The sequence below is a fragment of the Streptomyces sp. A0958 genome, assembly GCF_004795035.1.
Classification (GTDB): domain Bacteria; phylum Actinomycetota; class Actinomycetes; order Streptomycetales; family Streptomycetaceae; genus Streptomyces.
Map to the genome: position 1 here is coordinate 75,768 of NZ_SSBK01000020.1, position 23,459 is coordinate 99,226.

A 23,459-nucleotide genomic window follows, 5' to 3' on the forward strand; every position below is an offset into this window, starting at 1 on the left:
GGGTCAGGGCGCGGCGACGGGCCACGGAGCCGCCCCGGACACCAGCCGCCACGCGGAGTCGTACACGGCGGAGCGGCTGGTGAACGGGGCCGTCCAGGTCGCCGAGCGCAGGGTGCCGCGGTCCCGGTGGGCGCGGACGATCCGCCGGTGGTCGGGGCGGGCGACGAAGCCCAGCAGGTGTTCGTGGGCGGTCCAGACGGTGATCGAACCGGAACGGTTCATCCGTGGGCTCAGGTCTGCCCACAGCCACATGCCGACCGCGCCGGGTGTCCGGGGCCAGGTGCGGCGCAGCCGTATGCCCTCGGCGCCCACGGAGAACGTGCTCCAGGAGCGGTGCGTGACGAATTCGGTGACCCCGACGAGCACCTCCGACCCGGGCCCCACGGCCCCGGCGGCGGCGCCCGGCCGCCACTGTGTGCTCCAGAGAACGTGCGGCATGGGTCTCCTCCTGGCGCGGTTCGGTCGTCCGCCGCGGGTCTCCGCGGCGGACACCCGGAACACTACAACTGGACGAACGGTCGTGCTATTAGTTTTGCGGGAGCAAGCGCCTTGAGCGTCGGTCCTACGCGTCGGCGGTAAGCGACGACGGGTCCACCGCCACCGCCCGGAGCCGCCCCAGGATCGCGCGCCACGCCCTCGTGTAGCTCTCGGAGCTGCCACGGAGCACCGAATCGCCGTTCGCCAGTTCCAGGAACGCGATGATCTCGAAGGCGAGCTGGGCGGCGTCGCAGTCGTCGCGGATCTCGCCCAGTGTCCGCGCCTCCTCGATCCGCCGTTCCACGAAGGAGAACCAGCCGGCCTGGGCCGCCGCGAGCGCGTCGTGCACCGCGCCCTCGCGGGCGTCGAACTCGGCGAGCGCGGCGTAGAAGAAGCAGCCGCCGGGGAAGACCCGGTCCTGCGAGTAGGCGATCCAGGAGGCGCACAGCTGCCGGACGCGGCCCAGGCCGGCAGGTGTGCCGCGCGTCGGGCGCACGACATGCTCGTCGTAGATCGCGACGGCCGCCCGCACGGTCGCCAGCTGGAGCTCCTCCTTGGAACCGAAGAGCGCGAACACTCCGCTCTTGCTCAGCCGCAGGTCCGTGGCCAGCCGGCCGAGGGACAGCCCTTCGAGTCCCTCCACCGAGGCGACCGCCGCCGCCCGGGCGAGGACCAGCTGCCGGGTGCGATTGCCCCGCTCGACCCTTCCGTCCTGACGTGTTCCGGCCATCCGGTGCCTCCGTGCTCCGTGAGGTGCGGGCGGCTGCCTTCGGGCCCGCCCCCGGGGCTCGTCATTGTAGGAGTGCGCCCGGTAGCGTGATCGTCCCCAGGTGCGAGCCGGTGTCGTCTCCCCGTCATCCCTGTGGAGAAACAGGAGAACCAGGTGTCGTCCGCAGCCGTCCCCATACCCGCTCTCGCCCCGCCGCGCCGGGCCTGGCTCACCGATCTGCCCGTGCTGCTGGTGGCGGTGGTCTGGGGCTCCAGCTACCTGGCCGCCAAGGGCATCACCACACCGCAGACCGTCCTCGCCGTCCTCGTGCTGCGGTTCGCCGTCGTGCTGCCCGTGCTGGTGGTCGCGGGCCGGCGCCGGCTGCGGGCGTTGAGCGCAGCCCAGTGGCGCGGCGCCGGGCTGCTCGGCCTCGTGCTCAGCGGGATCTTCCTGCTGGAGACGTACGGCATCGTGCACACCTCGGCCACCAACGCCGGGCTCATCATCAGCCTCACCATGATCCTCACCCCGCTCGCCGAGGCCGCCGTGACCCGGACCAGGCCGACCGGGGCCTTCCTCGCGGCTGCCGGGCTCTCCGTCGCCGGTGTGGTGCTCCTGACCCAGGGCGGCGGGTTCACCAGCCCCTCGGCCGGTGACCTGCTCATGCTGGCCGCCGCCTTCGCCCGGACCCTGCACGTCCTGCTGATGGCCCGCATCAGGTCCGTCAGGGCGGCGGACTCGCTGTCGCTGACGACCGTCCAGCTCGGCAGCGCCGTCGCCGTCTTCGCCCTGCTGGCCGCCGCGCCGGGGACGGGCCGGGCGCCGTGGACCGTCGCCGCCGGGTTCGGGGTGCGGGAGTGGGGCGGGCTGCTGTTCCTGTCGGTGTTCTGCACGCTGTTCGCGTTCTTCGTGCAGATGTGGTCCGTACGCCGCACCTCACCGTCCCGGGTCAGTCTGCTGCTCGGTACGGAACCGCTGTGGGCCGCCGCCGTCGGCATCGCGATCGGCGGCGAACGCCTCGGCCTGCCCGGGGTCGCCGGCGCCGCGCTGGTGCTGGCGGGCACGGCCTGGGGGCGCCGCAGCGCGGCCCCGGCCGCGCCCTGACCGGGGATCACTCCTTGCACCGGGGCACTCTCTTCGACAGGGTCACTCCCCTCCCCGGCCGGGTCACCCCTCTCCCTGACCGGGTCGCTCCTTGATCGCGTCCGAGGCGACCATGACGCCCGCCCCGGTCACCAGCAGCACGATGCTCGCGAACAGCGGGTACTCGGCGACGAACGGCAGCCGCTGCACCAGGTCGAAGAAGCGGAACCAGTCGAGCCATTCGTGGAGCAGTCCGGTGACCCCCTGGACGAAGACCAGGAAGCCGACCGTCTCGCAGAGTTTTTTCATGACAGCGAGCCTGGCGGCCGGGGCCCCGCCGCCGCGTCGGCCGGTGGGCTGCGTCCCGGGGTCCGAAAGTCTCCGCCTCCTCGACTTTGGTCGCCCCGGCGCCCCGAACGCCCCGAAGCCGCCCCCCGCGTGCGTAGCTTTGTCGACATGACGCGTACGGAGTACCCCTGGCTGCTGCCCTCGGCGATGGCCGATCCCGAGCTGCCGGGCGACCGCGGCCGCTCCCGCCGCACCGTGCGGGACTGGGCCGTCGACCTCACGGCCTTCCTCTGCGCGGCAGCCATCGGCATGGCGACCCTCGCCACGATCGACGCCGACCGCACCACCCCCGACGTCTTCGTACTGGTCGACTCGCTCGTCGGCGCCGCCGCCTGCTGCTCCCTGTGGTTCCGGCGGCGCTGGCCGGTCGGGCTCGCCGTCGCCCTGACCCTGCTGTCCACCGTGGAACCGGTCGCGGACGGGGCCCTGCTGGTGGCGCTGTTCAGCGTGGCCGTCCACCGGCCGTTCCGCCCGGTCGCCCTCGTCGGCGCCGGGGTCCTGGCCGTCGCCCCCGTACAGCCGTACCTGCGCCCCGACCCGAACTCGTCGTTCCTCGCGTCCACCGTCATCGGGCTGCTGCTGACGCTGCTGGTCCTCAGCTGGGGCATGGTCGTCCGCTCCCGGCGCCAGCTCGTCGTCTCCCTGCGCGAGCGCGCCCGGCGCGCCGAGACCGAGGCCGCCCTCAGGGCCGAGCAGGCGCAGCGGCTCGCCCGGGAGGACATCGCCCGCGAGATGCACGACGTGCTCGCCCACCGGCTGACCCTGCTCAGCGTGCACGCAGGGGCCCTCGAATTCCGCCCCGACGCACCCCCGCCCGAAGTCGCCCGGGCCGCCGGCGTCATCCGCGACAGCGCGCACGAGGCGCTTGAGGACCTGCGCGAGATCATCGGGGTCCTGCGCAGCCCCCGCGACGGGGACACCGACGGCGACCGGCCGCAGCCCACCCTCGCCACGCTGGACGCGCTGATCGCCGAATCCCGGCTCGCCGGCATGGAGGTCGCCCTCGACAACCGCATCGCCGACCCGGCCGCCGTCCCCGCCGCCACCGGACGCACGGTCTACCGCATCGCCCAGGAGGCGCTGACCAACGCCCGCAAACACGCGCCCGGCGCCGAGGTCACCGTGGGCGTCACGGGCGGGCCCGGGCAGGGCGTGACCGTCGAGGTGCGCAACCCGGCCCCGGCCGAGCCCTTCGCCCGGGTGCCGGGCTCCGGGCAGGGGCTCATCGGGCTGACCGAGCGGGCCACCCTCGCCGGGGGCCGCCTCGACCACGGGCCCGCACCCGACGGCGGGTTCGCGGTGCGGGCCTGGCTACCGTGGGCGTCATGACCACACCGGCCCCCGCCCCGGCCCCGCCCGTCCGCCTGCTCATCGTCGACGACGACCCGCTCGTACGGGCCGGGCTCACCCTGATGCTGGGCGGCGCCGACGACATCGACATCGTGGGCGAGGGAGCCGACGGCAGCGAGGCCGCCGCACTGGTCGACCGGCTGCGGCCGGACGTGGTCCTGATGGACATCCGGATGCCGGTCATGGACGGGCTGACCGCCACCGAGGTGCTGCGCGGCCGCCCGGACGCCCCCGAGATCGTCGTCCTGACCACCTTCCACGCCGACGAACAGGTGCTGCGCGCCATCCGCGCCGGCGCCGCCGGATTCGTCCTCAAGGACACCCCGCCCGCGCAGATCGTCGAATCGGTGCGCCGGGTGGCCGCCGGCGACCCGGTCCTGTCGCCCGCGGTCACCCGGCAGTTGATGGCCCGCGCGGCGGGCTCCGGCCCGGACGAGCGGGCCGACCGCGGCGAGCGGGCGCGCGAGCGGATCGCGTCGCTCGCGGACCGGGAGCGCGAGGTGGCCGTCGCCGTCGGACAGGGCCGCTCCAACGCCGAGATCGCCGCCACGCTCTACCTCAGCGTCGCCACGGTGAAGACCCAGGTCTCCCGCATCCTCGCCAAGTTCGGCTTCAACAACCGCGTCCAGATCGCCCTGCTGGTCCACGACGCCGGTCTCCTCGACGACGGGAGCGGACCGAGACGGGTCTGAGCCATTCGTCCGCGCCGGCCCCGCGGCTTACGCTGAACGAGCCGGTCCCGGTGACCGGGACGATCCGACCGGGAGGGGCGGTCCCATGTCCGAAGTCGACGTAGACCTGCGTGAGTTGGCTGATTTCACCGCGAATCCGTATCCCTGCTACGAGGAGATGCGGGCGGCCGGGCCCGTGCACGCCATCCGCACCGACGAGTTCGATCGCGCCTGGCTCGTCGTCGGCTACGAGGAGGGCCGAGCCGTCCTGGCCGACCAGCGCTTCGGCAAGGACTGGCGGTCGCTGCCCGGCGAGGGGGGCGGCGACCCGATCAACGCCAACATGTTGGGGATGGACCCCCCGGACCACACCCGGCTGCGCAAGCTGGTCGCCCGCGAGTTCACCTCGCGCCGGATCGAGGCGCTGCGCCCCCGCGTGCGGGAGATCACGGACGGGCTGCTCGACGTGATGGAGCCCGCCGGGCGGGCGGATCTCGTGGACGCGCTCGCCTTCCCGCTGCCGATGACCGTCATATGCGAGCTGATCGGCGTGCCCGACCTGGACCGGGCGGCCTTCCGCAAGATGTCCAACGGTGTGGTGGCGCCCGGCAGCGCGCAGGAGGAGGGCGAGGCGGTCCGCGCCATGGGCGCCTACCTCGGCGAGCTGATCGAGGACAAGCGCCGCTCACCCGGCGACGACCTGATGAGCGCGCTGATCGCCGTCGGCCACGACGACGATGACACCCTCTCGCCCGACGAACTCGTGGGCATGGCCTTCCTGCTGCTCGTCGCCGGTCACGAGACGACGGTCAACCTGATCTCCAACGGGGTCCGCGCCCTGCTCGCCCACCCGGACCAGCTGGCCGCGCTGCGCGCCGACTTCGGGCTGCTCGACGGAGCGGTGGAGGAGATGCTGCGCTACGACGGCCCGGTGGAGACGGCCACCTTCCGCTACGCCCGGGAACGGGTCGAGATCGGCTCCCGGGTCATCGAGGCGGGCGAGGCGGTCCTCGTCTCGCTCGCCGGCTCGGACCGCGACCCCGGCCGCTACCCCGAGCCCGACCGCTTCGACATCCGCCGCGACACCCAGGGCCACCTGGCCTTCGGACACGGCATCCACTTCTGCATAGGCGCACCGCTGGCCCGGATGGAGGGCCGCATCGCCATCCGTACGCTGCTGGAGCGCTGCCCCGGTCTCGAAGCCGACCCCGACGCCGCCCCCTTCGACTGGCTGCCCGGGACGCTGATACGCGGGGTGCGCCGGCTCCCCGTGCGCTGGTAGGCGAGGCACCGCCCGCCACCGGCCGCGTCCGTCGGGGCGGTGACATGGGTGCCCGGCTCTCGTACGGTGACAGAGGCCCGGCGTACGGTGACGACGGCGGCCACGGCAGCCCGGCACCGTACGCGCCCCGCTCCGACACACGCTCCCCGCCCCTCCGGGCGGCGGCGGCGCCGGCTCGGGGATACTTGCCCAGCCGGGCCGGGACCACAGGGCCCCCGGCTCCACCAGCAGCACAGTGAGCAGCACAAGAAGGGCACGGCGTCGTGGCAAGGGTTCGGACAGGGGTACGTGCGATGGGCGCCGTGCTTGCGGCGGTGCTGGGGGTGTCCCTCATGGGATGCAGCAGCACCGGCGGCAAGCGGGCGGAGGAGCGTGCGGCCAAGGCCGCGGCCGAGGGCCGGTCCGCGGTGAACACACCCCGCTGGACCTTCGCCATGGTCACCCACTCGGGCGACGGCGACACCTTCTGGGACATCGTCCAGAAGGGCGCCAAGATGGCGGCCCAGAAGGACAACATCAACTTCCTGTACTCGCACGACGACGAGGGCCAGCAGCAGGCCCAGCTCGTGCAGGCCGCCATCGACAAGAAGGTCGACGGGCTGATCGTCACGCTCGCCAAGCCCGACGCCATGAAGGACGTCGTGGCCAAGGCCACCCGGGCCGGCATCCCCGTCATCACCGTGAACTCGGGCTCCGCCGAGTCCAAGAAGTACGGCGCGCTCACCCACATCGGCCAGGACGAGTCGATCGCCGGCGAGGCCGTGGGCGAGGAGCTGAACGCGCGCGGCCGCAAGAAGGCCCTGTGCATCCTGCACGAGCAGGGCAACGTCGGCCACGAGCAGCGCTGCGCCGGGGCGAAGAAGACCTTCGACGGCCGGATGCAGAACCTGTACGTCGAGGGCACCAACATGCCCGACGTCCAGGCGTCCATCGAGGCGAAGCTCCAGGCCGACAAGGACATCGACGCGGTCGTCACCCTCGGCGCGCCGTTCGCGGACGCCGCCGTCAAGGCGAAGCAGACCGCCGGCAGCAAGGCCGAGATCGACACCTTCGACCTGAACCCCAAGGTCGCGGCCTCGCTCCAGGCCAAGGCCCTCGGCTTCGCCGTCGACCAGCAGCCCTACCTCCAGGGGTACGAGGCCGTCGACCTGCTCTGGCTCTACCGCTACAACCGCAACGTCCTCGGCGGCGGCCGCCCGGTCCTGACCGGCCCGCAGATCGTCACCTCCGACGACGCCGCCCAGCTCGCCGAGTACGCCGACCGGGGAACCCGATGACCGCCGCGACCGGCTCGTCGTCCCCCGCCGGGACCGACGAGCGGCTGCTGCGCACCTCACCGCTGCGCAAACTGCTCGGCCGCCCGGAGCTGGGCTCGGTCGTCGGCGCGCTCGCCGTCTTCCTCTTCTTCGCGATCGTCGCCGACAGCTTCCTGCGCGCCACCAGCTTCGGCACGGTGATGTACGCGGCCTCCACCATCGGGATCATGGCGGCGCCGGTCGCGCTGCTGATGATCGGCGGCGAGTTCGACCTCTCCGCCGGTGTGATGGTCACCAGCTCCGCGCTGGTCTCCTCGATGTTCAGCTACCAGATGACCGCCAACGTCTGGGTCGGCGTCCTCGTGTCCCTGCTGGTCACGCTCGCGATCGGCGCGTTCAACGGCTTCATGCTGACCCGCACCAAACTGCCGAGCTTCATCATCACGCTCGGCACGTTCCTGATGCTGACCGGGCTCAACCTCGGCTTCACCAAGCTGATCAGCAAAAGCGTCTCGACCAAGACCATCGGCAACATGGAGGGCTTCCCCTCCGCCCGCAAGCTCTTCGCCTCGTACTGGACGGTCGGCGGCGTCGAACTCAAGGTGACCCTCCTGTGGTGGGCCGGCCTCGTCGCCGTCGCCACCTGGATTCTGCTCCGTACCCGCTTCGGCAACTGGATCTTCGCGGTCGGCGGCGGCGCCGACGCGGCCCGCGCGGTCGGCGTCCCGGTGATCCGGACGAAGATCGGTCTCTACCTCGGCGTCGCCTTCGCCGCCTGGGTCTCCGGCCAGCACCTGCTGTTCAGCTACGACGTCGTGCAGTCCGGCGAGGGCGTCGGCAACGAGCTGATCTACATCATCGCGGCCGTCATCGGCGGCTGCCTGATCACCGGCGGCTACGGCTCCGCGATCGGCTCGGCGGTCGGTGCCTTCATCTTCGGCATGACCAGCAAGGGCATCGTGTACGCGGAGTGGAACCCCGACTGGTTCAAGTTCTTCCTCGGAGCGATGCTGCTCCTGGCCACCCTGCTCAACGCATGGGTACGCAAGCGCGCGGAGGCGACGAAATGACGGCCCCCAAGGCACCGAACGGGCCGCAGGACACCGGCCGCAGGGCGCTGGTCGAGCTCGACCACGTAGCCAAGTACTACGGCAACATCAAGGCCCTCGAAGGGGTGTCCCTGGAGGTGCACGCGGGCGAGATCTCCTGCGTGCTCGGCGACAACGGCGCCGGCAAGTCCACCCTCATCAAGATCATCGCCGGGCTGCACCGGCACGACGCCGGGACCTTCCTGGTGGACGGCGAGGAGACCACCCTCGCCAACCCGCGCGACGCCCTGAACCGGGGCATCGCCACCGTCTACCAGGACCTCGCCGTCGTCCCCCTGATGCCGGTCTGGCGGAACTTCTTCCTGGGCTCGGAGCCGACGACCGGCGCGGGCCCCTTCAAACGCCTCGACGTCCGGCTGATGCGCGAGACGACCCACTCGGCGCTGCTGCGCATGGGCATCGACCTGCGCGACGTGGACCAGCCCATCGGCACCCTGTCCGGCGGCGAGCGCCAGTGCGTCGCCATCGCCCGGGCCGTCCACTTCGGCGCGAAGGTGCTGGTCCTGGACGAGCCGACCGCCGCGCTGGGCGTCAAGCAGTCCGGGGTGGTCCTCAAGTACATCGCGGCCGCCCGGGACGCCGGCCTCGGCGTGGTTCTCATCACGCACAACCCGCACCACGCGTACCTCGTCGGTGACCGGTTCGTCCTGCTCAAGCGGGGTGCCATGGCCGGCAGCCACACCAAGGAGAGCATCACGCTGGACGAACTGACCCGCCAGATGGCGGGCGGCAGCGAGCTGGAGGAGCTGAGCCACGAGCTGGAACGCACCTCCGGCCCGGGCCCCGACGGCACCCTGTAGCAGGGGGGCCCGCCGCCCCGCCCGACAGCCCCGCCCCTTTGGGGGTGGCAGAATCGGGGCAGACGGGCGCCGTCCGCCACCGGGATCACTCCTGACCCGGTCACCCCAGACCCCTCAGGGACGATGAGCACGTACCGCGACTTCACACACCGCGGCTCCGCCCGCGCGACCGTCCTGCGAACGGTGGGCACCCGGGAAAGGCGCTCCCACCTCACGGCGCCGCGGGTCCCCACCGTCGGCATCGACATCGGGGGGACCAAGGTGATGGCCGGCGTCGTGGACGCCGACGGCACGATCCTGGAGACCGTCCGCACCGAGACCCCGGACAAGTCCAAGAGCCCCAAGGTCGTCGAGGACACCATCGTCGAGCTGGTCCTGGACCTCTCCGACCGGCACGACGTGCACGCCGTGGGCATCGGGGCGGCCGGCTGGGTCGACGCGGACCGCTCCAAGGTGCTGTTCGCCCCGCACCTGGCCTGGCGCGACGAGCCCCTGCGCGACGCCCTCGCCTCCCGGCTCGTCGTCCCGGTCATGGTGGACAACGACGCCAACACCGCCGCCTGGGCCGAGTGGCGCTTCGGGGCCGGTCGCGGCGAGGACCACCTCGTCATGATCACGCTCGGCACCGGCATCGGCGGCGCCATCCTGGAGGACGGCCAGGTCAAGCGCGGCAAGTACGGCGTCGCCGGTGAGTTCGGCCACATGCAGGTCGTGCCCGGCGGCCACCGCTGCCCCTGCGGCAACCGCGGCTGCTGGGAGCAGTACAGCTCCGGCAACGCCCTCGTCCGCGAGGCCCGGGAGCTGGCCGCCGCCGACTCCCCGGTGGCCCATGGCATCATCGAGCGGGTCAAGGGCAACATCCCCGACATCACCGGACCGCTCATCACCGAACTGGCCCGCGAGGGCGACGCGATGTGCGTCGAACTCCTCCAGGACATCGGCCAGTGGCTCGGCGTCGGCATCGCCAACCTGGCCGCCGCGCTCGACCCCTCCTGCTTCGTCATCGGCGGCGGTGTCAGCGCCGCCGACGACCTGCTCATCGGACCCGCCAGGGACGCCTTCAAACGCCACCTCACCGGCCGTGGCTACCGTCCCGAGGCCCGCATCGCGAAGGCACAGCTCGGCCCGGAGGCGGGTATGGTCGGCGCGGCCGACCTCGCCCGGCTGGTGGCCCGCCGCTTCCGCCGCACCAACCGCCGCCGCGTCGAGCGGTACGAGCGCTACGCCCAGATCTACGACCAGGCCGCGAGCACCATCCGCAACACCCGCAACACCCGCACTTCGTAGGGACGCCCAACCCATGACCGCAGCCGAGCACCGCGTCGTGCCGCGCCAGCCCACGTCGCCCGGCGAGGGTGACGGGCGGCCGCCCGAGACCCGCCGCCGTCTGATCCGGCGGCGCCTGATCACGGCGACCATCATCGTGCTGCTCATCGGCGTCCCGGCCGGGTACCTGCTGATCTCGGCGGGCCAGAGCCGCCGCTCCGGCCAGGACAAGGCCGCCGAGGCCGCCGCGCAGGGGCTCCGGGCGGGCTGGCCGTCCCGGATGCTGCGCCGGATCTTCGAGGTGCCGATCCCCGGGTACGCCACGGAGGTCCAGTACTACGAGACCAACAACTGGAAGGCCAGCCGGATGTACGCGCAGTTCCGTACGACGTCGGCCGGCCTGGACCGGTTCCTGACCGACGTGGGCACCGGCCGCGCCGCCCTGGAGGCCGGGAAGGTCACCATCGGCGCACGCGACACGAAGATCGCCGGCTGGTACTTCGGCGACGGCGTCTCCTGGGCGGGCACCACCCACACCAACGAGGACCCGCGCCCCACCCAGGACATCACCGTCGACATGACCGACCCGATGTCACCCGTCGTCTACGTCGTCTCCGCCGCGACCCCCTGACGCGGCGCCCGGCGCCAGCGCCTGCACCTGGGCGTAGGACAGCGCCCCGCGATCCGCCGGACGCCCGTCGCGGATCGCGGCGGCACTCGCCACGGCCCCGGCGAGCGCTTCCCGGTAGAGCAGCGAGCCCAGGCTGACCCTGCGCACGCCCAGGGCGGTCAGCTCGGCGAGGCCCGGGCCGCCCGGCGCGAACAGCACGTTCAGCGGGGCGGTGAGACGCGCGGCCAGGGCGGCGATCTCCGCCCGGTCCGAGAGCCCCGGCACGAACACCCCGTCCGCGCCCGCCCGCTCGTAGGCCGCCAGCCGCGCCCCGGTCCGCTCCCGTTCGCATCCGAGCCAGTACGTGTCCGTGCGGGCGTTGACGAACAGCGCGGGCGCGGCCTCCTTGGCGGCGGCGATCTTCGCGGCGTGCAGGGCGACGGGTGCCAGGGTGCCGTCCGGCCGGCCGTCCTCCAGATTGATCCCCGCCGCCCCCGCCGCGTACAGCCGGCGGGCCAGCGCGGCGACCTCGGCCGGGTCCTCGCTGAAGCCCCCCTCGGCGTCGACGCTGAACAGGAACGAACCCCGCCCGAGCCGCCGGGCCAGGGCCACGGTCGCCTCCGCGGTGGCCGCCGCCCCGTCCGGCAGACCGAGGCCCGCGGCCACCCCGAGACTCGTGGTGCCGACCGCCTCGAAGCCCTCCGCCACCAGGGCCGCGGCGGAGGCGTGGTCCCAGGCGTTGGGCAGCAGCAGCGCGCCGCCCCGGTGGTGGAGCCGTGCGAACGGGGTCGGCGGGGGTTCATGTGCCGTCGAGTGGTTCATGGCTCCGACGGTAGGGCCGGAACACTTCGGTGCCGGCCGAACCGTCCCCGCGGCACCATGAAGGTATGTCCCCTCTCGCCGAGACGGCCGCTCTCTTCGCCGACCGCACCCGGGCCGCCTTCTGCCAGGCGCTGCTCGACGGACGGGCCTGGACGGCCGGTGAGCTGGCCCGGCACGCGGGTGTCAGCGCGTCCACGGCCAGCGAGCAGCTCTCCCGCCTCGTCGCCGGCGGCCTGCTGGCCGAGGAGCGCCAGGGCCGGCACCGCTACGTCCGGCTGGCCGGCCCGGAGGCCGCCGCCCTGACCGAGGCCCTTGCCGCGTACGCCCCCGGCACACCCCGCCCGGGCAACCTGCGCGCCTCCGTGCGCCAGGACGCCGAGGCCCGGGCGCGGACCTGCTACGACCACCTGGCGGGCCGCCTCGGCGTGGCCCTGGCGGACGCGATGACCGCGCGCGGCCTCATCGACACGGACTCCGGAGTCGCCGTGACCCCGGCGGGCCGTGCCTGGCTGACCGACGCCCTGGACTACCGGCAGCCCCCAGGCACCCGCCGCCCCCTCGTACGCACCTGCCTGGACTGGACGGAGCGCCGCCCCCACCTGGCCGGCGCGCTCGGCGCGGCACTGTGCGCGACGGCCCTGGACCGGGGGTGGGTGCGCCGGGTCGGCTCGGGGCGCGCGGTGAAGGTGACGGCGCGGGGGAGCGAGGCGTTCGGGGAGCTGCTGGGGGTGCGGGTCTGAGAGGCGGCGGGAGGCGGTCCTCAGTGCCAGGGGACCTCGGTGGAGGCGAAGTACTTCAGTTCGCGTTCCGTCCACAGGCGTCCGTGGTGGGCCAGGCGCTCGCGGTACTCCGCCCACTGGGGTGCCCGCCCGCACCACGCGGCCTCCGCCACCGAGGCCAGCCGGGGCAGCAGGAGTACCGCGACGTCGTCGAAGCCCTCGAACCGTTCGGCGAAGACCGTGGCCTCCACGCCCGCGACGCACGCGTCGGGGATGGCGTACGCGCCCGGGTCCCACGACGCCGTGTGCTGAACGCCCAGCGGGCGGTATCCGTCGAAGCCGAGGCGGGCCGCCTCGGCGGCCTGCTCGGGCGGTGCGAACTCCGCCGCGTACGGCCTGTCCAGATACAGGTGGGACTGGGGCGACAGCAGGACCCGCCCGCCGCCTTCGACGGTTCGCCGCAGGTCGTCGTCGGTGGGGGCGAAGAACGACTTGAGCGCCCCGATGATCTCCGGGGTCCGCCCGGCGGCCACGAGTTCGGGGCGGGCCGCCAGCTCGTCGGCGGTGTCGGGGAGGTCCATCATCGCCACGTCCACCCAGTACTGGACGACGTCCTCCGGCTCGATGCCGGCGCGTGAGGACTCCTGCCAGGCGACCGGGCGCTTGCCCAGGGCGCGGACGGCGGCGCGCAGTTCGCGTACGGAGGCGTCGAAGCTCTCCGGGGTCGCGCCGAACGCCTCGTCGGCGCCGATGTGGACGTAGGGGCCGGCCGTCAGCGCGCAGATGTCGGAGAGTATCCGGGTGACGGCGGCGCGGGTCGCCTCGTCGGTCAGGTCCAGCGGCGGCACGAAGGGGAAGCGGTCGGCGAGCCCGGCCGGGGCGGGGGCCGGGGGGAGTCCGGGGACGGCCTCGCGGAGCGTCGCGCAGTGGCCGGGCAGGTCGATCTCGGGGACCACGGTGACGAACCGCCGGGCCGCGTACTCCTGGAGCGAGCGGAACTCGGCCGCGGTGTAGAAGCCGCGCGCGGCGCCGTCCGGACCGGGCGCCGTCAGCCGGGGGGTGCCCGGCAGTTCGATGCGCCAGCCCTCGTTGTCGGTGAGGTGCAGGTGCAGCACGTTCAGCTTGTAGAGCGCGGCGAGGTCGATGATCCGGCGCAGCTCGTCCGGGGTGAGGAAGGTGCGGGCCGGGTCGACCATGAGGCCGCGCCAGGCGTAGCGCGGGGCGTCCGTCAGCTCCTGGAAGGGGAGTTCGCCGGACGCGCGGCTCGTGGCGATGAGCTGGAGGGCCGTCGTCGCGCCCCGGAAGGCGCCTTGCGGGGTGCGGGCGAGGCAGGTGATGCCGTCGGCGTCCACGCGCAGCCGGTAGCCCTCGTCCACGGGACGCTCGCCGCCGTCCGGGGCGATGCCGAGGGGCGTCGCGGGAGTCGTGGGCGGCTCGGCGTCGAGGCCGAGGAGGAGTTCGCGGGGCGCTTGGTCCGTGCCGCCGGACAGGTGCGGGGCGAGCAGGGCCCGTACCGTCCCGGCGACCTGCTCCAGCGCGGGGTCGGCCGCCCGCACCCGCCAGGGGCCGGTCGTGCGCAGTGCGCCGGCGGGGGAGGCCGGTCGGGGGTCGGCGTGCGGAATGACGGCGTTCACGAGGCTTCTCCCTGTGCGGTGACGGAGGCGCGAGGGCCGGGGAGCCGGAGCGGCGATGTCAGGTTCGGGCGGTCCGGCTCCCCGGGCGTTCGGCGCGGGCTCCGGGGCGAGTTCGGACCCGCCGCCTCTTCTCCCGTACCGCTGCCACCTGTACGCTAACACGAAAACCGATCAATGAACGCTTTTTGCGGAGTGGGCGCACGGCCTGCCTCCGGGCGAAAGGAGAACCCGATGGTGAACGAGGCCGGACCCGGTTTCGCCCTGCCGGAAGGCTTCCTGATGGGAGCTTCGACTTCGGCCCACCAGATCGAGGGCAACAACGTCTCCAGCGACTGGTGGACCCTGGAGAACCATCCCCGCAGCTTCGTCGAGGAACCCAGCGGAGACGCGGCCGACAGCTTCCACAGGTGGCCCGAGGACATGGACCTGTTGCGCGAACTCGGCTTCGACTCCTACCGGTTCAGCATCGAGTGGGCCCGGATCGAACCGCAGCGCGGCCGGATCTCGCGGGCGGCCCTCGCGCACTACCGGGCCATGGTGCGCGGGGCGCTGGAGCGCGGACTGACACCGGTGGTGACCCTGCACCACTTCACCTCGCCGCAGTGGTTCGGCGACCTCGGCGGCTGGACGGCTCCCGAGGCCGCCGAGCTGTTCGCGGCCTACGCCCGCACGTGCGGCGACGTCCTGCGCGAGGGCGTCCGCTATGTCGCCACCATCAACGAGCCGAACATCATGGCCCTGATGTACGCCTTGCGGAGCCACGCGGCCGAGCACGGCTGGGAGAGCATCGCGCAGGGGGCGCACGCCGCCCGCGAGGCGGGGGCGGCGGCCGTCGACCCGGCCTCGTTCGAACCGGACCCCGAGGTGATACGGGCCCTGGTCCGCGCCCACCGGGCCGCCCGTGCCGCGCTGAGGGACACCGTCCCCGGCCTCCAGGTGGGCTGGACCGTCGCCAACCAGGTCTACCAGGCCGAACCCGGCGCCGAGGCCGCAGCGACCGCCTACGCGTGGCCGCGCGAGGACGTGTTCCTGGAGGCCGCCCGCGAGGACGACTGGGTCGGCGTGCAGGCCTACACCCGACACCGCATCGGCCCCGACGGCACCCTCCCCCCGCCGGCCGGCGCCGAGTTGACCCTGACCGGCTGGGAGTTCTACCCGGAGGCGCTCGGGGACGCGGTGCGGCACACGGCCAAGGTGGTCGGCCGGGACGTGCCCGTCCTCGTCACCGAGAACGGCATCGCCACCGACGACGACAGCCGCCGCATCGCCTACACCGCCCGCGCCCTCGCGAGCCTGGCCGAGGCGATGGACGAGGGCATCGACGTACGCGGCTACCTGCACTGGAGCGCCCTGGACAACTACGAGTGGGGCAGCTACCGGCCGACCTTCGGGCTGATCGCGGTCGACCGGCACACCTTCACCCGCACCCCCAAGGAGTCGGCGCGCTGGCTGGGCGGCCTCTCCCGGGACCGCCGACTGCCGGCTGCGGCGTCGCTCGGCTCGGTGCACGCGCCGTCCTCGCGTTAGGGTGACCGGCATGGCGAAACGGGGCCCGTACGAGAAGGGCGAGGCCAAGCGCAGCGAAATCCTGCACGCGGCACTGGAGATCTTTGCCGCGGAGGGGTACCGGGGTACCTCGCTGCGGAAGGTGGCGGCCAAGTGCAGTCTGAGCCTGCCCGGCCTGATGCACTACTTCGACTCCAAGGAGGACCTGCTCACCCAGGTCCTGCGCATGCGTGACGAGACCGCGCGGGTGCGGCAGGTGGAGCGCGCCGACCCGCAGGGCTACCTCGAGATCATCCGGGAGGGTGCCAAGACGCCCGGCCTGGTCGAGCTGTTCGTCTCCATGGCCGCCGCCGCCAGCGACCCGGCCCACCCCGCCCACGCCCACTTCGCCGAGCGCTACCCCGTGCTGCGCGAACGCGTGGCGGACTTCGTCCGGGACGGGGTGGCGGAGGGGCGGATCAGCTCCGCCGTCCCGCCGGAGCGGCTGGCCGTACTGCTCATCGCCGTCGCCGACGGCATCCAGCTGCAATGGCTGATCGACCGGTCGACGGACATGGAACAGCCCATCGAGGACCTGCTCTCCGTCCTCGATCCGCTTACGGCGTCCGACGAGGCCTGAACACCCGGGCGAGGGGCGGCGCCACCGCGCCGCCCCTCGCCATTTTCTTTACGGGTCACTGCCGGCCGAGCGCCGCCGCCGTCCCGGTCACGGCCTCGGTCCAGTCCCTCCAGCGCGGGTCGCCCCCGGCCCCCGGCTCCCAGGCCATCGCCGTACACACGTACCCGACGGCGAGGCCGCTGCCGGGGTCGGCCATGCCGAGACGGCCGCCCGCTCCCGCGTGGCCGAACGAGCCCTCGCCCAGCAGGGGCAGGCCCGGCCGGGGCAGCTCGAAGCCGAGCCCGAAGCGGGAACGGCCCGAGCCGTCGCCGCCGTCCAGCGGGGGCGGGGGCGGCACGTCGTCGTTGCGCGGGGCGCGGGCCCGCTCGACGGTCGCCGGGGACAGCAGCCGCACCCCGTCCACCGGGCCGACGAGCGCCGCGTACAGGCGGGACAGGGACCGGGCGTTGCCGATGCCGCCGGCCCCCGGCAGCTCGGCGGCGCGCCCCTCGCGGGTGGTGAACGCCGTGGTCGCGGCCGTCAGCTCCGCCGCCGAGGCCCGCAGCGCCAGGGACAGCGCGTTCCGCGGATCGAGCCCGAGCCCGGCGAGGAAGCCGGCGACCTGCTCCGGCGACGGGTCGGGGCGTACGGAGAACTGCGGGACGAAGCGGTGCTCCTGCTCCGGCGGCAGCCCGATCCACAGGTCCAGGCCGAGCGGACCGGCCACTTCGGCGGCGAAGAAGGCGCCGACGCTCCTCCCGCACACCCGGCGGACGACCTCGCCGACCAGGTGACCGTAGGTCAGCGCGTGGTACAGGGACGCCGTGCCCGGTTCCCACACCGGGCGCATCGCCGCCAGGTCCGCCACCCGGCCCTCCCAGTCGAGGAGGGCGGGCAGCCCGGCCCCCGCCGCGTCGGACGCGAACGCGGGCAGCCCCGCCCGGTGGGTGAGCAGATCGGCCACCGTCGTCCCCGCCTTCCCGGCGGCGGCGAACTCCGGCCAGTAGCGGGCCACGGGCGCCTCCAGGTCCAGCGCACCCCGCTCGCTCAGCAGATGCGCGCAGACCGCGACCAGCCCCTTCGTGACCGACATCAGCACACCCACCGAGTCCGCCCCGAAGGGCGGCGGGCCGGCTGCCAGGTCGACGACCAGCCGGCCGCGGTGGTGGACGGCCAGCTGTGCCGAACCGGGGTCGTCGGCGCACCCCCGTACGAAGGCGTCGCGCACCTCCTCCCAGCCGGGCGCCACCCGCCCGCTCACCACCGCGTCGCCACGCACGTCAGTCACCCTGCCGGTCCCGGCCGGCGGCCGTGCGGGCCTCGACCTCGTCGGCCAGGGCGGGCAGGCTCTCGGGCCGCAGGGGGCTCTGCGGGAACTCGGAGATGACGTCGAGCGGCACCCCCGCGAGGAACCGCCGCATCATGGGATCGGCCAGGGCGCCCGCCCCCTCCTGGGAGGCGTCCGCGCGGGCACGGGCGAACGCCTCGCTCAGCACCGGGCCGCCCACCGGGTGTCCCAGCCACTCGGCGAGCGTGTTGCGGCCGGTCAGCCGCAGGCCCGACGGATCGCCCTCGACGTCGATGTCGACGGACGCGCGGATGTCGCGCGAGGAGGCGCCGGCCTCGACGCGGTAGCGGCCGCCCTCGACCTTCCAGCCGCCCTCCCGCTCGCTGAAGTACGCCAGATCGTGCCGCGCCACGTGCACGACCACCTCGCGGCTCACGCCCGGCTCCAGGAACACGGAGGCGAATCCGCGCAGTTCGCGCACGGGCCGCAGGACGCGCGAACCGGCCGGCCCGCTGCTGTAGACCTGGACGATTTCCCGGCCGGCCACGGAGCCGGTGTTGGTGACGGTCAGCGCGACGCGGAAGCCGTCCCCGTCCTCCCGTACGCTCATGCCGTCGTAGCCGAACGTCGTGTACGACAGGCCGTGGCCGAAGGGGAACGCGACCTCGCGGCCCTGGGCGTCGTAGCCCCGGTATCCGACGAAGACCCCCTCGCCGTACCGGGCCCTGCCCTCCTCGCCGGGGAACGAGAGGTGGCTCGGGGAGTCCTCCAGGCGCAGTGGAACGGTCTCGGCGAGCTTCCCGGACGGGTTGACCGCCCCGAACAGCACACGGGCGAGCGCGCCGCCGCCCGCCTGGCCGAGCAGCCACCCCTCCACCAGGGCCGGCACCTGCTCCTGCCAGGGCGCGGTGCGCACGACCCCGCCGTTGGAGAGCACCACCACCACACGGGGGTTGACCTCCAGGACCCGCCGCAGGAGGTCGGTCTGTGCGGCGGGCAGATCGAGGTGGTCGCGGTCGAAGCCCTCCGACTCGTCCTGTGGCGGCAGGCCGAGGAACAGCACCACCGTCTCGCTGCGCCCGGCCAGTTCCACGGCCTCGTCGGCCAGTCGGGCATCCGGCCGCTCGCCCTCGGCGCCGGGCAGCAGGTAGCCCGCAGCGAAGCGCACGTCCGCGCCGGTGGCGAGGGCGCGCAGGCTGTCCAGGGGGACGTCGAGCCGGGTGGGGGTCACCTGGGAGCTGCCGGCCCCCTGGAACCTCGGGGTGCGGGCGAACTCGCCGATGACGGCCACGCTGCCGGCCGTCGGGTCCAGCGGCAGCAGCGAGCCGTCGTTCTTCAGGAGCACCACGCACTGGTCGGCCGCCCGCCCGGCGACGCGGTGCGAGGCGTCCGCGTCGAGAGCGTCGGGGGAGCCGGTCCGGGCGGTCGCGCGGTGGGCGAAGAGGGCCAGCCGGTCGACGGCGCGGTCGAGCACCGCCTCGTCCAGCGCGCCCGACTCCACGGCGGCGGCCACCTCGCGGTCCGTGCGGCCGCCGGGGCCGGGCATCTGGAGGTCCAGTCCGGCGCGCAGGGCGGCGACCCGGTCGCGTACCGCACCCCAGTCGGACATGACGATCCCGTCGAACTCCCACTCCTCGCGCAGGATCTCCGTCAGCAGACGGGTGTTCTGCGACACCGGCACGCCGTTGACGCCGTTGTAGGAGGCCATGACGGACCAGGGGCGGTCGCGGCGGACGACGCGTTCGAAGGCGCGCAGATAGATCTCGCGCAGCGGGCGCTCGTCGATGTCGGCGCTGACCCGCATCCGGTCGGTCTCCTGGTTGTTGGCCGCGTAGTGCTTGAGGGACGCGCCCACCCCGGCGTTCTGCAGTCCGCGCACCATGGCGCCGCCCAGCTCCGAGGAGACGAGCGGGTCCTCGGAGAAGTACTCGAAGTTGCGGCCGCACAGGGGTGACCGCTTGATGTTGATGCCCGGGCCGAGCACCACGCCGATGCCGTGCGCCGCGGCTTCGGCCGCGATGGCGCCCGCGACCTCCTCGGCGAGTTCCGGGTTCCAGCTGCTGCCGAGGGCGACGGCGGGCGGGAAGCAGGTCGCGGGGGCGGCGCTGTGCAGGTCGAGCTGGCCGCCGTCGCCGCTCTCCCGGGGCAGCCGCAGCCCGTGCGGGCCGTCGGACATCCGGACCGCGGGTACGGCGGCCGTTACCGACTCCTGGCTGACGAAGTCCCCGGACCCGCTGGTCAGGGACGCCTTCTCGGCGAGCGGGAGGCCGGCGGCGGGGGAGGGGAGGGGTGCGGATCGCTGAGTCATGGGGGGTACCTGTCGGGCTTTCGTGGAGGCGGCGGCGGGGTGCCGCAGCGGGGCGGGCGGGCCGTGCGACCGCGGCCGTCCGGTGCCGCGAATCGGGGCAAGACGGCACGCGACCCAAAACCGTATGATGATCGGTTTTCGCTGTCAAGGGCCTGCGCGCGCGGTGCCGACGGGCCCCTCGAACGCCCGGATTTCTTTTTGGGCGCGGCCCTTGACGGCCAGAAACCGATCACCGTACGGTTTTCGTGCTCGGGCGGTCCGCTCCCATGAGCTCTCTCCTGCCGTCCGCCCCATCGGCTCCGCTCTCCCACGAATAGAGGAACGGTCATGTCGGTATCCGGTCGGTCGACCACCCCCGCACACCGAGAGGCGGGCCACCCGGCTCCGGCCCCGCGGCGTACGTCCGCCCCGCGCCTGGCCTTCGCCGCGGTCGCCTCCGCCGCACTGCTGATGGGCGCCGCGTCGCCCGGCCTCGCGGCCCCGGCCGCCCCGGCATCCGGCGACGCGGTGCGCTATGTGGCACTCGGCGACTCCTACAGCTCCGGGCTCGGCATCCCGCAGCAGACCGACACGGCCTGCGGCCGCTCGGACCACAACTACCCCTCGCTCGTCGCGCAGGCGGTCGGCGCCGCCTCCTTCACCGACGTGACCTGCGCCGGGGCCGACACCACGCACATGGCGGGCCCGCAGGACGCCGCCGTGCCCCAGCTCGACGCCCTGAACCCCGACACGACGCTGGTCACCCTGGGCGTCGGCGGCAACGACCTGGACCTGGCCGGGGTCATCACCCGCTGCGTCCTGGTGGGCTACCTGGCACCGCACGGCTCGCCGTGCAAGACCAGCTTCACCCTGTTCGGCACCGACGAGATCGGCTCCCGGATCAACGCGACCGCGTCGAAGATCGACGCGGTACTCGACCAGATCCACGCCCGTTCGCCCCAGGCCCGGGTGCTGCTCGTCGGCTACCCCTCGCTGCTGCCGGACGACGGCAGCTCCTGCCGCGCCACCATCCCGCTGGCCGACGGCGACTTCGGCTGGGTGCGGGACGAGGAGAAGCGCCTCGACACCATGCTGGCGCAGCGGGCCGGCGCGTACGGCGCCGACTACGTCGACACCTACGGCCCCTCCGTCGGCCACGACGCCTGCAAGGCCGCGGGCGTGCGCTGGATCGAACCGGCGGACTCGGACGAGGGCGCGGGCTTCCACCCCAACGCGACCGGACACAGGAGCATGGCCGATGCCGTCCTCACCACCCTCGGCCGCTGACACCTCACTCCCGCCCGGCGTCCAGCCCGTACCGGCGGAGGAAGGCGCGGACCTGCTCCGCCATGTCGACCGCGCCCGGCTCCAGCAGCCACTGCGTCTGGAGCCCGTCCATCAGGGCGAGCAGCTGCTGCGCCACGGCCGCCGGATCGTCCCGCGCGTCCGGCCCCGCCGCCGCGAACAGCTCCTCCAGGAGGCCGGTGGTCTCCCGGCGCAGGACCTGGTAGCGCCGTACGAAGTAGTGGTGGGCGGGATGCTCCGGATCGGACGCCTCCGCCGACAGCTTCGCGTACAGCGCGACCAGGCCCGGCGTCCCGGCGTTGCGGGTGACCACGTCGAGCAGCCGGCGCAGCCGCTCGGCCGAGTCCGGCTCCGGGTCGCCCGGACCGAGGACGCCGGGGAAGAGCCGGCGCGCGTCGGTCTCGTCCCGCAGGCTCAGCACCTCCAGGAGCAGGGCCTCCTTGCCGGGGAAGTGGTGCAGCAGCCCGGCATGGGTGAGCCCGGCGTGGGCGGCGATGTCGCGCAGCGAGACCGCGTGGAAGCCGGAACGCGCGAACAGTTCGGTCGACGAGTCGAGAATCCGGGCTCGGGTGCGCTCGCCCTTCGTCATCCGCCGGGGCACGTCGGGCGCGGGGCCGTTCACTTCGGTGGTCTCCTGCCGCAGTCGATCGTCGTCCGGCAGAACTTACCGGCTGGTTAATTCTCCGGAGCAAAAACCTACCAACTGGTTAATTCCGTGTGTAGGCTCACCGGCAATCTTCCCCGGGGGCGGTAACCCCCGGCTCTCCAGACGGAGCGAAAGACATGAGCAGAACTTCCCGAACCGCGACGGTGGCCGCCTGCGTCGCGGCATCGCTCGCCCTCGCGGGATGCGCCGGCGACGGCGGCGGCGCCGAGAGCGCCGGATCGTCCACGCTGAACATCGCGACGATGACCCTCCCCCAGAGCCTGGACCCCGCGGTCGCCACCGGCAGCGCCCTGCCGTACTTCCAGGCGGTGTACGACACCCTCATCAAGCGCGACCCCGACGGCACCTTCAGCCCGATGCTCGCCACGAAGTGGACGTACAACACGGACCGCACCGAACTCGCGCTGACCCTGCGCAAGGACGTCGAGTTCGCCGACGGCAGCGCCTTCGACGGCGCGACGGTCAAGGCGAACATGGAGCGCTTCCAGAAGGGCGGCGGGGCCTCCGCGAAGTGGCTGAACGACCTGGAGGCCGTCGACGTCACCGACGCCACCCACGTCACGCTCAAGCTGAAGCAGCCCAATCCGGCGATGGAGTTCTACCTGAGCGACGCGCCCGGCCTGATGGCCAACCCCAAGCAGTTCTCGAAGGGCGACAGCCTCAAGACGACGCCGGACGGCACCGGCCCGTACCGCCTCGACAAGGCCCGCACCACGGTGGGCACCAAGTGGGCCTACCGGCGCAACGCGGACTACTGGGGCAAGGAACTCCCGTACAAGAACATCAACATCAGCTTCTTCGACAACGAGACCGCGATCACCAACGGCCTCAAGACCGGGCAGGTGAACGCCGCCCTCCTGCAGTCCGCCGACCAGCAGATCGCCATCGAGTCCGACCCGAAGGCCAAGACGGAGAAGCAGGAGATCGACTTCCAGGGGCTGCTGCTCTTCGACCGCGACGGCAAGCTGACGCCGGCGCTGCGCGAGGCGAAGGTGCGCCAGGCGCTCAACTACGCCGTCGACCGCGACACGATGCTCGACCGCATCCGCCAGAGCCGCGGCCGGACCACCTCGCAGATATTCGGCCCCGAGACCATGGGCTACGACAAGAAGCTCGACACCTACTACTCCCACGACCCCGCCAAGGCCAAGGCCCTGCTCAAGGAGGCCGGGTACGCGAACGGCTTCACCCTGAAGCTGCCGCGGATCACGGCGATCGTCAACGACGCGCTCGCCGCCTCGCTCCAGTCCGACTTCAAGGCCATCGGCGTGAAGCTCGTCTGGGACACGCTCGACGGCGCCTCGGCCGTCCAGAAGGTGTTCACGGACCGGGCCTACTCCGGCATGGTCATGAACATGGGCCAGCCCACCGCCGACTGGGCCGCGGCCAACGACCTGGTCACCCCGGGCGCGTTCAACATGTTCGGCACCACGGACAAGGTGACGCAGAAGCTGCTGCCCCGCATCCAGACGGGCACCGAGTCCGAGGCGAAGGCCGCCGCGCACGAGCTGAACGAACACCTCGTGAAGGAGGGCTGGTTCGTCCCCTTCTACCGGATGAGCTACCTGCACGTCTCGGACGGGACCGTGAAGATCTCGCCGCAGTCCGGCATGGCCGTCCCCTCGATCTACAACTACGCGCCGGCCAAGTAACGCCCCGCGCCGACGGATAC

At 73.1% G+C, this 23,459-nt stretch carries 21 protein-coding genes and 1 pseudogene; 14 read left to right on the plus strand and 8 right to left on the minus strand.

The features are described 5' to 3' along the window. Positions 1–3: 3 nt before the first annotated feature. A complete protein-coding gene (locus E6P78_RS20350) occupies positions 4–438 on the minus strand; it encodes a hypothetical protein (RefSeq protein WP_136205051.1) in 435 nt (144 codons plus the stop codon). Between the two features lie 124 nt (positions 439–562). Continuing rightward, positions 563–1,207, minus strand: a complete 645-nt coding sequence (locus tag E6P78_RS20355; protein ID WP_136205052.1) for a TetR/AcrR family transcriptional regulator — start codon at positions 1,205–1,207, stop codon at positions 563–565. Positions 1,208–1,360: 153 nt separating this feature from the next. On the opposite strand from E6P78_RS20355, the gene E6P78_RS20360 reads away from it, so the two are divergent. Beyond that, positions 1,361–2,290, plus strand: coding sequence for a DMT family transporter (locus tag E6P78_RS20360; RefSeq protein WP_136205053.1), 930 nt, complete (start codon positions 1,361–1,363; stop codon positions 2,288–2,290). Positions 2,291–2,353: 63 nt separating this feature from the next. On the opposite strand, the gene E6P78_RS20365 is transcribed toward E6P78_RS20360, so the two are convergent. Then, entirely contained in the window at positions 2,354–2,578 is a 225-nt protein-coding gene (locus E6P78_RS20365; RefSeq protein ID WP_136205054.1) for a hypothetical protein, read from the minus strand. A gap of 147 nt (positions 2,579–2,725) precedes the next feature. Here E6P78_RS20365 and E6P78_RS20370 point away from each other — a divergent pair, with 147 nt between their 5' ends. The 8 genes from E6P78_RS20370 (at position 2,726) to E6P78_RS20405 (ending at position 10,982) form a co-directional block, all read left to right on the plus strand. Continuing rightward, positions 2,726–3,946: a histidine kinase gene (locus E6P78_RS20370; protein ID WP_136205055.1), complete on the plus strand. Its 1,221-nt coding sequence runs from the start codon at positions 2,726–2,728 to the stop codon at positions 3,944–3,946. Beyond that, positions 3,943–4,659, plus strand: coding sequence for a response regulator transcription factor (locus E6P78_RS20375; protein ID WP_136205056.1), 717 nt, complete (start codon positions 3,943–3,945; stop codon positions 4,657–4,659). The genes E6P78_RS20370 and E6P78_RS20375 overlap by 4 nt, the downstream gene beginning before the upstream one ends. A gap of 85 nt (positions 4,660–4,744) precedes the next feature. After that, the gene (locus tag E6P78_RS20380; protein ID WP_136205057.1) at positions 4,745–5,920 is read left to right on the plus strand and encodes a cytochrome P450; all 1,176 of its coding nucleotides are present in this window, start codon (positions 4,745–4,747) and stop codon (positions 5,918–5,920) included. 293 nt (positions 5,921–6,213) lie between these two features. Continuing rightward, the gene (locus E6P78_RS20385; RefSeq protein ID WP_136205058.1) at positions 6,214–7,197 is read left to right on the plus strand and encodes a sugar ABC transporter substrate-binding protein; all 984 of its coding nucleotides are present in this window, start codon (positions 6,214–6,216) and stop codon (positions 7,195–7,197) included. Then, positions 7,194–8,246 carry an ABC transporter permease gene (locus E6P78_RS20390; protein WP_136205059.1) on the plus strand — a complete coding sequence of 351 codons (1,053 nt, stop codon included), beginning with the start codon at positions 7,194–7,196 and terminating at the stop codon, positions 8,244–8,246. The genes E6P78_RS20385 and E6P78_RS20390 overlap by 4 nt, the downstream gene beginning before the upstream one ends. Continuing rightward, positions 8,243–9,085 carry an ATP-binding cassette domain-containing protein gene (locus tag E6P78_RS20395; protein ID WP_136205060.1) on the plus strand — a complete coding sequence of 281 codons (843 nt, stop codon included), beginning with the start codon at positions 8,243–8,245 and terminating at the stop codon, positions 9,083–9,085. The genes E6P78_RS20390 and E6P78_RS20395 overlap by 4 nt, the downstream gene beginning before the upstream one ends. Positions 9,086–9,208: 123 nt before the next feature. Then, the gene (locus E6P78_RS20400) at positions 9,209–10,372 is read left to right on the plus strand and encodes an ROK family glucokinase (protein ID WP_136205061.1); all 1,164 of its coding nucleotides are present in this window, start codon (positions 9,209–9,211) and stop codon (positions 10,370–10,372) included. Between the two features lie 13 nt (positions 10,373–10,385). After that, complete coding sequence (locus tag E6P78_RS20405; protein ID WP_136205062.1) at positions 10,386–10,982, plus strand: hypothetical protein; 597 nt, start codon at positions 10,386–10,388, stop codon at positions 10,980–10,982. Here E6P78_RS20405 and E6P78_RS20410 read toward each other — a convergent pair. Further along, positions 10,944–11,756: pseudogene (locus E6P78_RS20410) on the minus strand (isocitrate lyase/phosphoenolpyruvate mutase family protein); the annotation flags it as partial. The gene E6P78_RS20405 and the pseudogene E6P78_RS20410 overlap by 39 nt on opposite strands. A gap of 92 nt (positions 11,757–11,848) precedes the next feature. On the opposite strand from E6P78_RS20410, the gene E6P78_RS20415 reads away from it, so the two are divergent. Beyond that, positions 11,849–12,523 carry a winged helix-turn-helix domain-containing protein gene (locus E6P78_RS20415; RefSeq protein ID WP_136205064.1) on the plus strand — a complete coding sequence of 225 codons (675 nt, stop codon included), beginning with the start codon at positions 11,849–11,851 and terminating at the stop codon, positions 12,521–12,523. Between the two features lie 20 nt (positions 12,524–12,543). On the opposite strand, the gene E6P78_RS20420 is transcribed toward E6P78_RS20415, so the two are convergent. Next, complete coding sequence (locus tag E6P78_RS20420) at positions 12,544–14,136, minus strand: family 20 glycosylhydrolase (protein WP_136205065.1); 1,593 nt, start codon at positions 14,134–14,136, stop codon at positions 12,544–12,546. Positions 14,137–14,367: 231 nt separating this feature from the next. Here E6P78_RS20420 and E6P78_RS20425 point away from each other — a divergent pair, with 231 nt between their 5' ends. Then, entirely contained in the window at positions 14,368–15,663 is a 1,296-nt protein-coding gene (locus E6P78_RS20425; RefSeq protein ID WP_136205066.1) for a family 1 glycosylhydrolase, read from the plus strand. Between the two features lie 10 nt (positions 15,664–15,673). Beyond that, complete coding sequence (locus E6P78_RS20430) at positions 15,674–16,261, plus strand: TetR/AcrR family transcriptional regulator (protein WP_136205067.1); 588 nt, start codon at positions 15,674–15,676, stop codon at positions 16,259–16,261. A 55-nt stretch (positions 16,262–16,316) separates the two neighbouring features. Here the strand turns inward: E6P78_RS20430 and E6P78_RS20435 are convergent, their stop codons facing one another. Both E6P78_RS20435 and E6P78_RS20440 read right to left on the minus strand, forming a co-directional pair. After that, positions 16,317–17,528: a beta-lactamase family protein gene (locus tag E6P78_RS20435; RefSeq protein WP_240799295.1), complete on the minus strand. Its 1,212-nt coding sequence runs from the start codon at positions 17,526–17,528 to the stop codon at positions 16,317–16,319. Continuing rightward, the gene (locus E6P78_RS20440) at positions 17,521–19,836 is read right to left on the minus strand and encodes a glycoside hydrolase family 3 C-terminal domain-containing protein (RefSeq protein WP_136205068.1); all 2,316 of its coding nucleotides are present in this window, start codon (positions 19,834–19,836) and stop codon (positions 17,521–17,523) included. The genes E6P78_RS20435 and E6P78_RS20440 overlap by 8 nt, the downstream gene beginning before the upstream one ends. 327 nt (positions 19,837–20,163) lie before the next feature. Here E6P78_RS20440 and E6P78_RS20445 point away from each other — a divergent pair, with 327 nt between their 5' ends. Next, complete coding sequence (locus tag E6P78_RS20445) at positions 20,164–21,102, plus strand: SGNH/GDSL hydrolase family protein (RefSeq protein WP_136205069.1); 939 nt, start codon at positions 20,164–20,166, stop codon at positions 21,100–21,102. A gap of 4 nt (positions 21,103–21,106) precedes the next feature. On the opposite strand, the gene E6P78_RS20450 is transcribed toward E6P78_RS20445, so the two are convergent. Beyond that, entirely contained in the window at positions 21,107–21,742 is a 636-nt protein-coding gene (locus E6P78_RS20450) for a TetR/AcrR family transcriptional regulator (RefSeq protein ID WP_136205070.1), read from the minus strand. Between the two features lie 161 nt (positions 21,743–21,903). Here E6P78_RS20450 and E6P78_RS20455 point away from each other — a divergent pair, with 161 nt between their 5' ends. Further along, complete coding sequence (locus E6P78_RS20455; RefSeq protein WP_136205071.1) at positions 21,904–23,439, plus strand: ABC transporter substrate-binding protein; 1,536 nt, start codon at positions 21,904–21,906, stop codon at positions 23,437–23,439. The last annotated feature ends 20 nt before the right edge of the window (positions 23,440–23,459 follow it).

Coding starts and splice junctions, on each gene's coding strand:
- E6P78_RS20350 (WP_136205051.1), bottom strand. CDS start 438: ATGCCGCACGTTCTCTGGAGCACACAGTGGCGGCCGGGCGCCGCCGCC.
- E6P78_RS20355 (WP_136205052.1), bottom strand. CDS start 1,207: ATGGCCGGAACACGTCAGGACGGAAGGGTCGAGCGGGGCAATCGCACC.
- E6P78_RS20365 (WP_136205054.1), bottom strand. CDS start 2,578: ATGAAAAAACTCTGCGAGACGGTCGGCTTCCTGGTCTTCGTCCAGGGG.
- E6P78_RS20370 (WP_136205055.1), top strand. CDS start 2,726: ATGACGCGTACGGAGTACCCCTGGCTGCTGCCCTCGGCGATGGCCGAT.
- E6P78_RS20375 (WP_136205056.1), top strand. CDS start 3,943: ATGACCACACCGGCCCCCGCCCCGGCCCCGCCCGTCCGCCTGCTCATC.
- E6P78_RS20380 (WP_136205057.1), top strand. CDS start 4,745: ATGTCCGAAGTCGACGTAGACCTGCGTGAGTTGGCTGATTTCACCGCG.
- E6P78_RS20385 (WP_136205058.1), top strand. CDS start 6,214: ATGGGCGCCGTGCTTGCGGCGGTGCTGGGGGTGTCCCTCATGGGATGC.
- E6P78_RS20390 (WP_136205059.1), top strand. CDS start 7,194: ATGACCGCCGCGACCGGCTCGTCGTCCCCCGCCGGGACCGACGAGCGG.
- E6P78_RS20395 (WP_136205060.1), top strand. CDS start 8,243: ATGACGGCCCCCAAGGCACCGAACGGGCCGCAGGACACCGGCCGCAGG.
- E6P78_RS20400 (WP_136205061.1), top strand. CDS start 9,209: ATGAGCACGTACCGCGACTTCACACACCGCGGCTCCGCCCGCGCGACC.
- E6P78_RS20405 (WP_136205062.1), top strand. CDS start 10,386: ATGACCGCAGCCGAGCACCGCGTCGTGCCGCGCCAGCCCACGTCGCCC.
- E6P78_RS20415 (WP_136205064.1), top strand. CDS start 11,849: ATGTCCCCTCTCGCCGAGACGGCCGCTCTCTTCGCCGACCGCACCCGG.
- E6P78_RS20425 (WP_136205066.1), top strand. CDS start 14,368: ATGGTGAACGAGGCCGGACCCGGTTTCGCCCTGCCGGAAGGCTTCCTG.
- E6P78_RS20430 (WP_136205067.1), top strand. CDS start 15,674: ATGGCGAAACGGGGCCCGTACGAGAAGGGCGAGGCCAAGCGCAGCGAA.
- E6P78_RS20440 (WP_136205068.1), bottom strand. CDS start 19,836: ATGACTCAGCGATCCGCACCCCTCCCCTCCCCCGCCGCCGGCCTCCCG.
- E6P78_RS20445 (WP_136205069.1), top strand. CDS start 20,164: ATGTCGGTATCCGGTCGGTCGACCACCCCCGCACACCGAGAGGCGGGC.
- E6P78_RS20455 (WP_136205071.1), top strand. CDS start 21,904: ATGAGCAGAACTTCCCGAACCGCGACGGTGGCCGCCTGCGTCGCGGCA.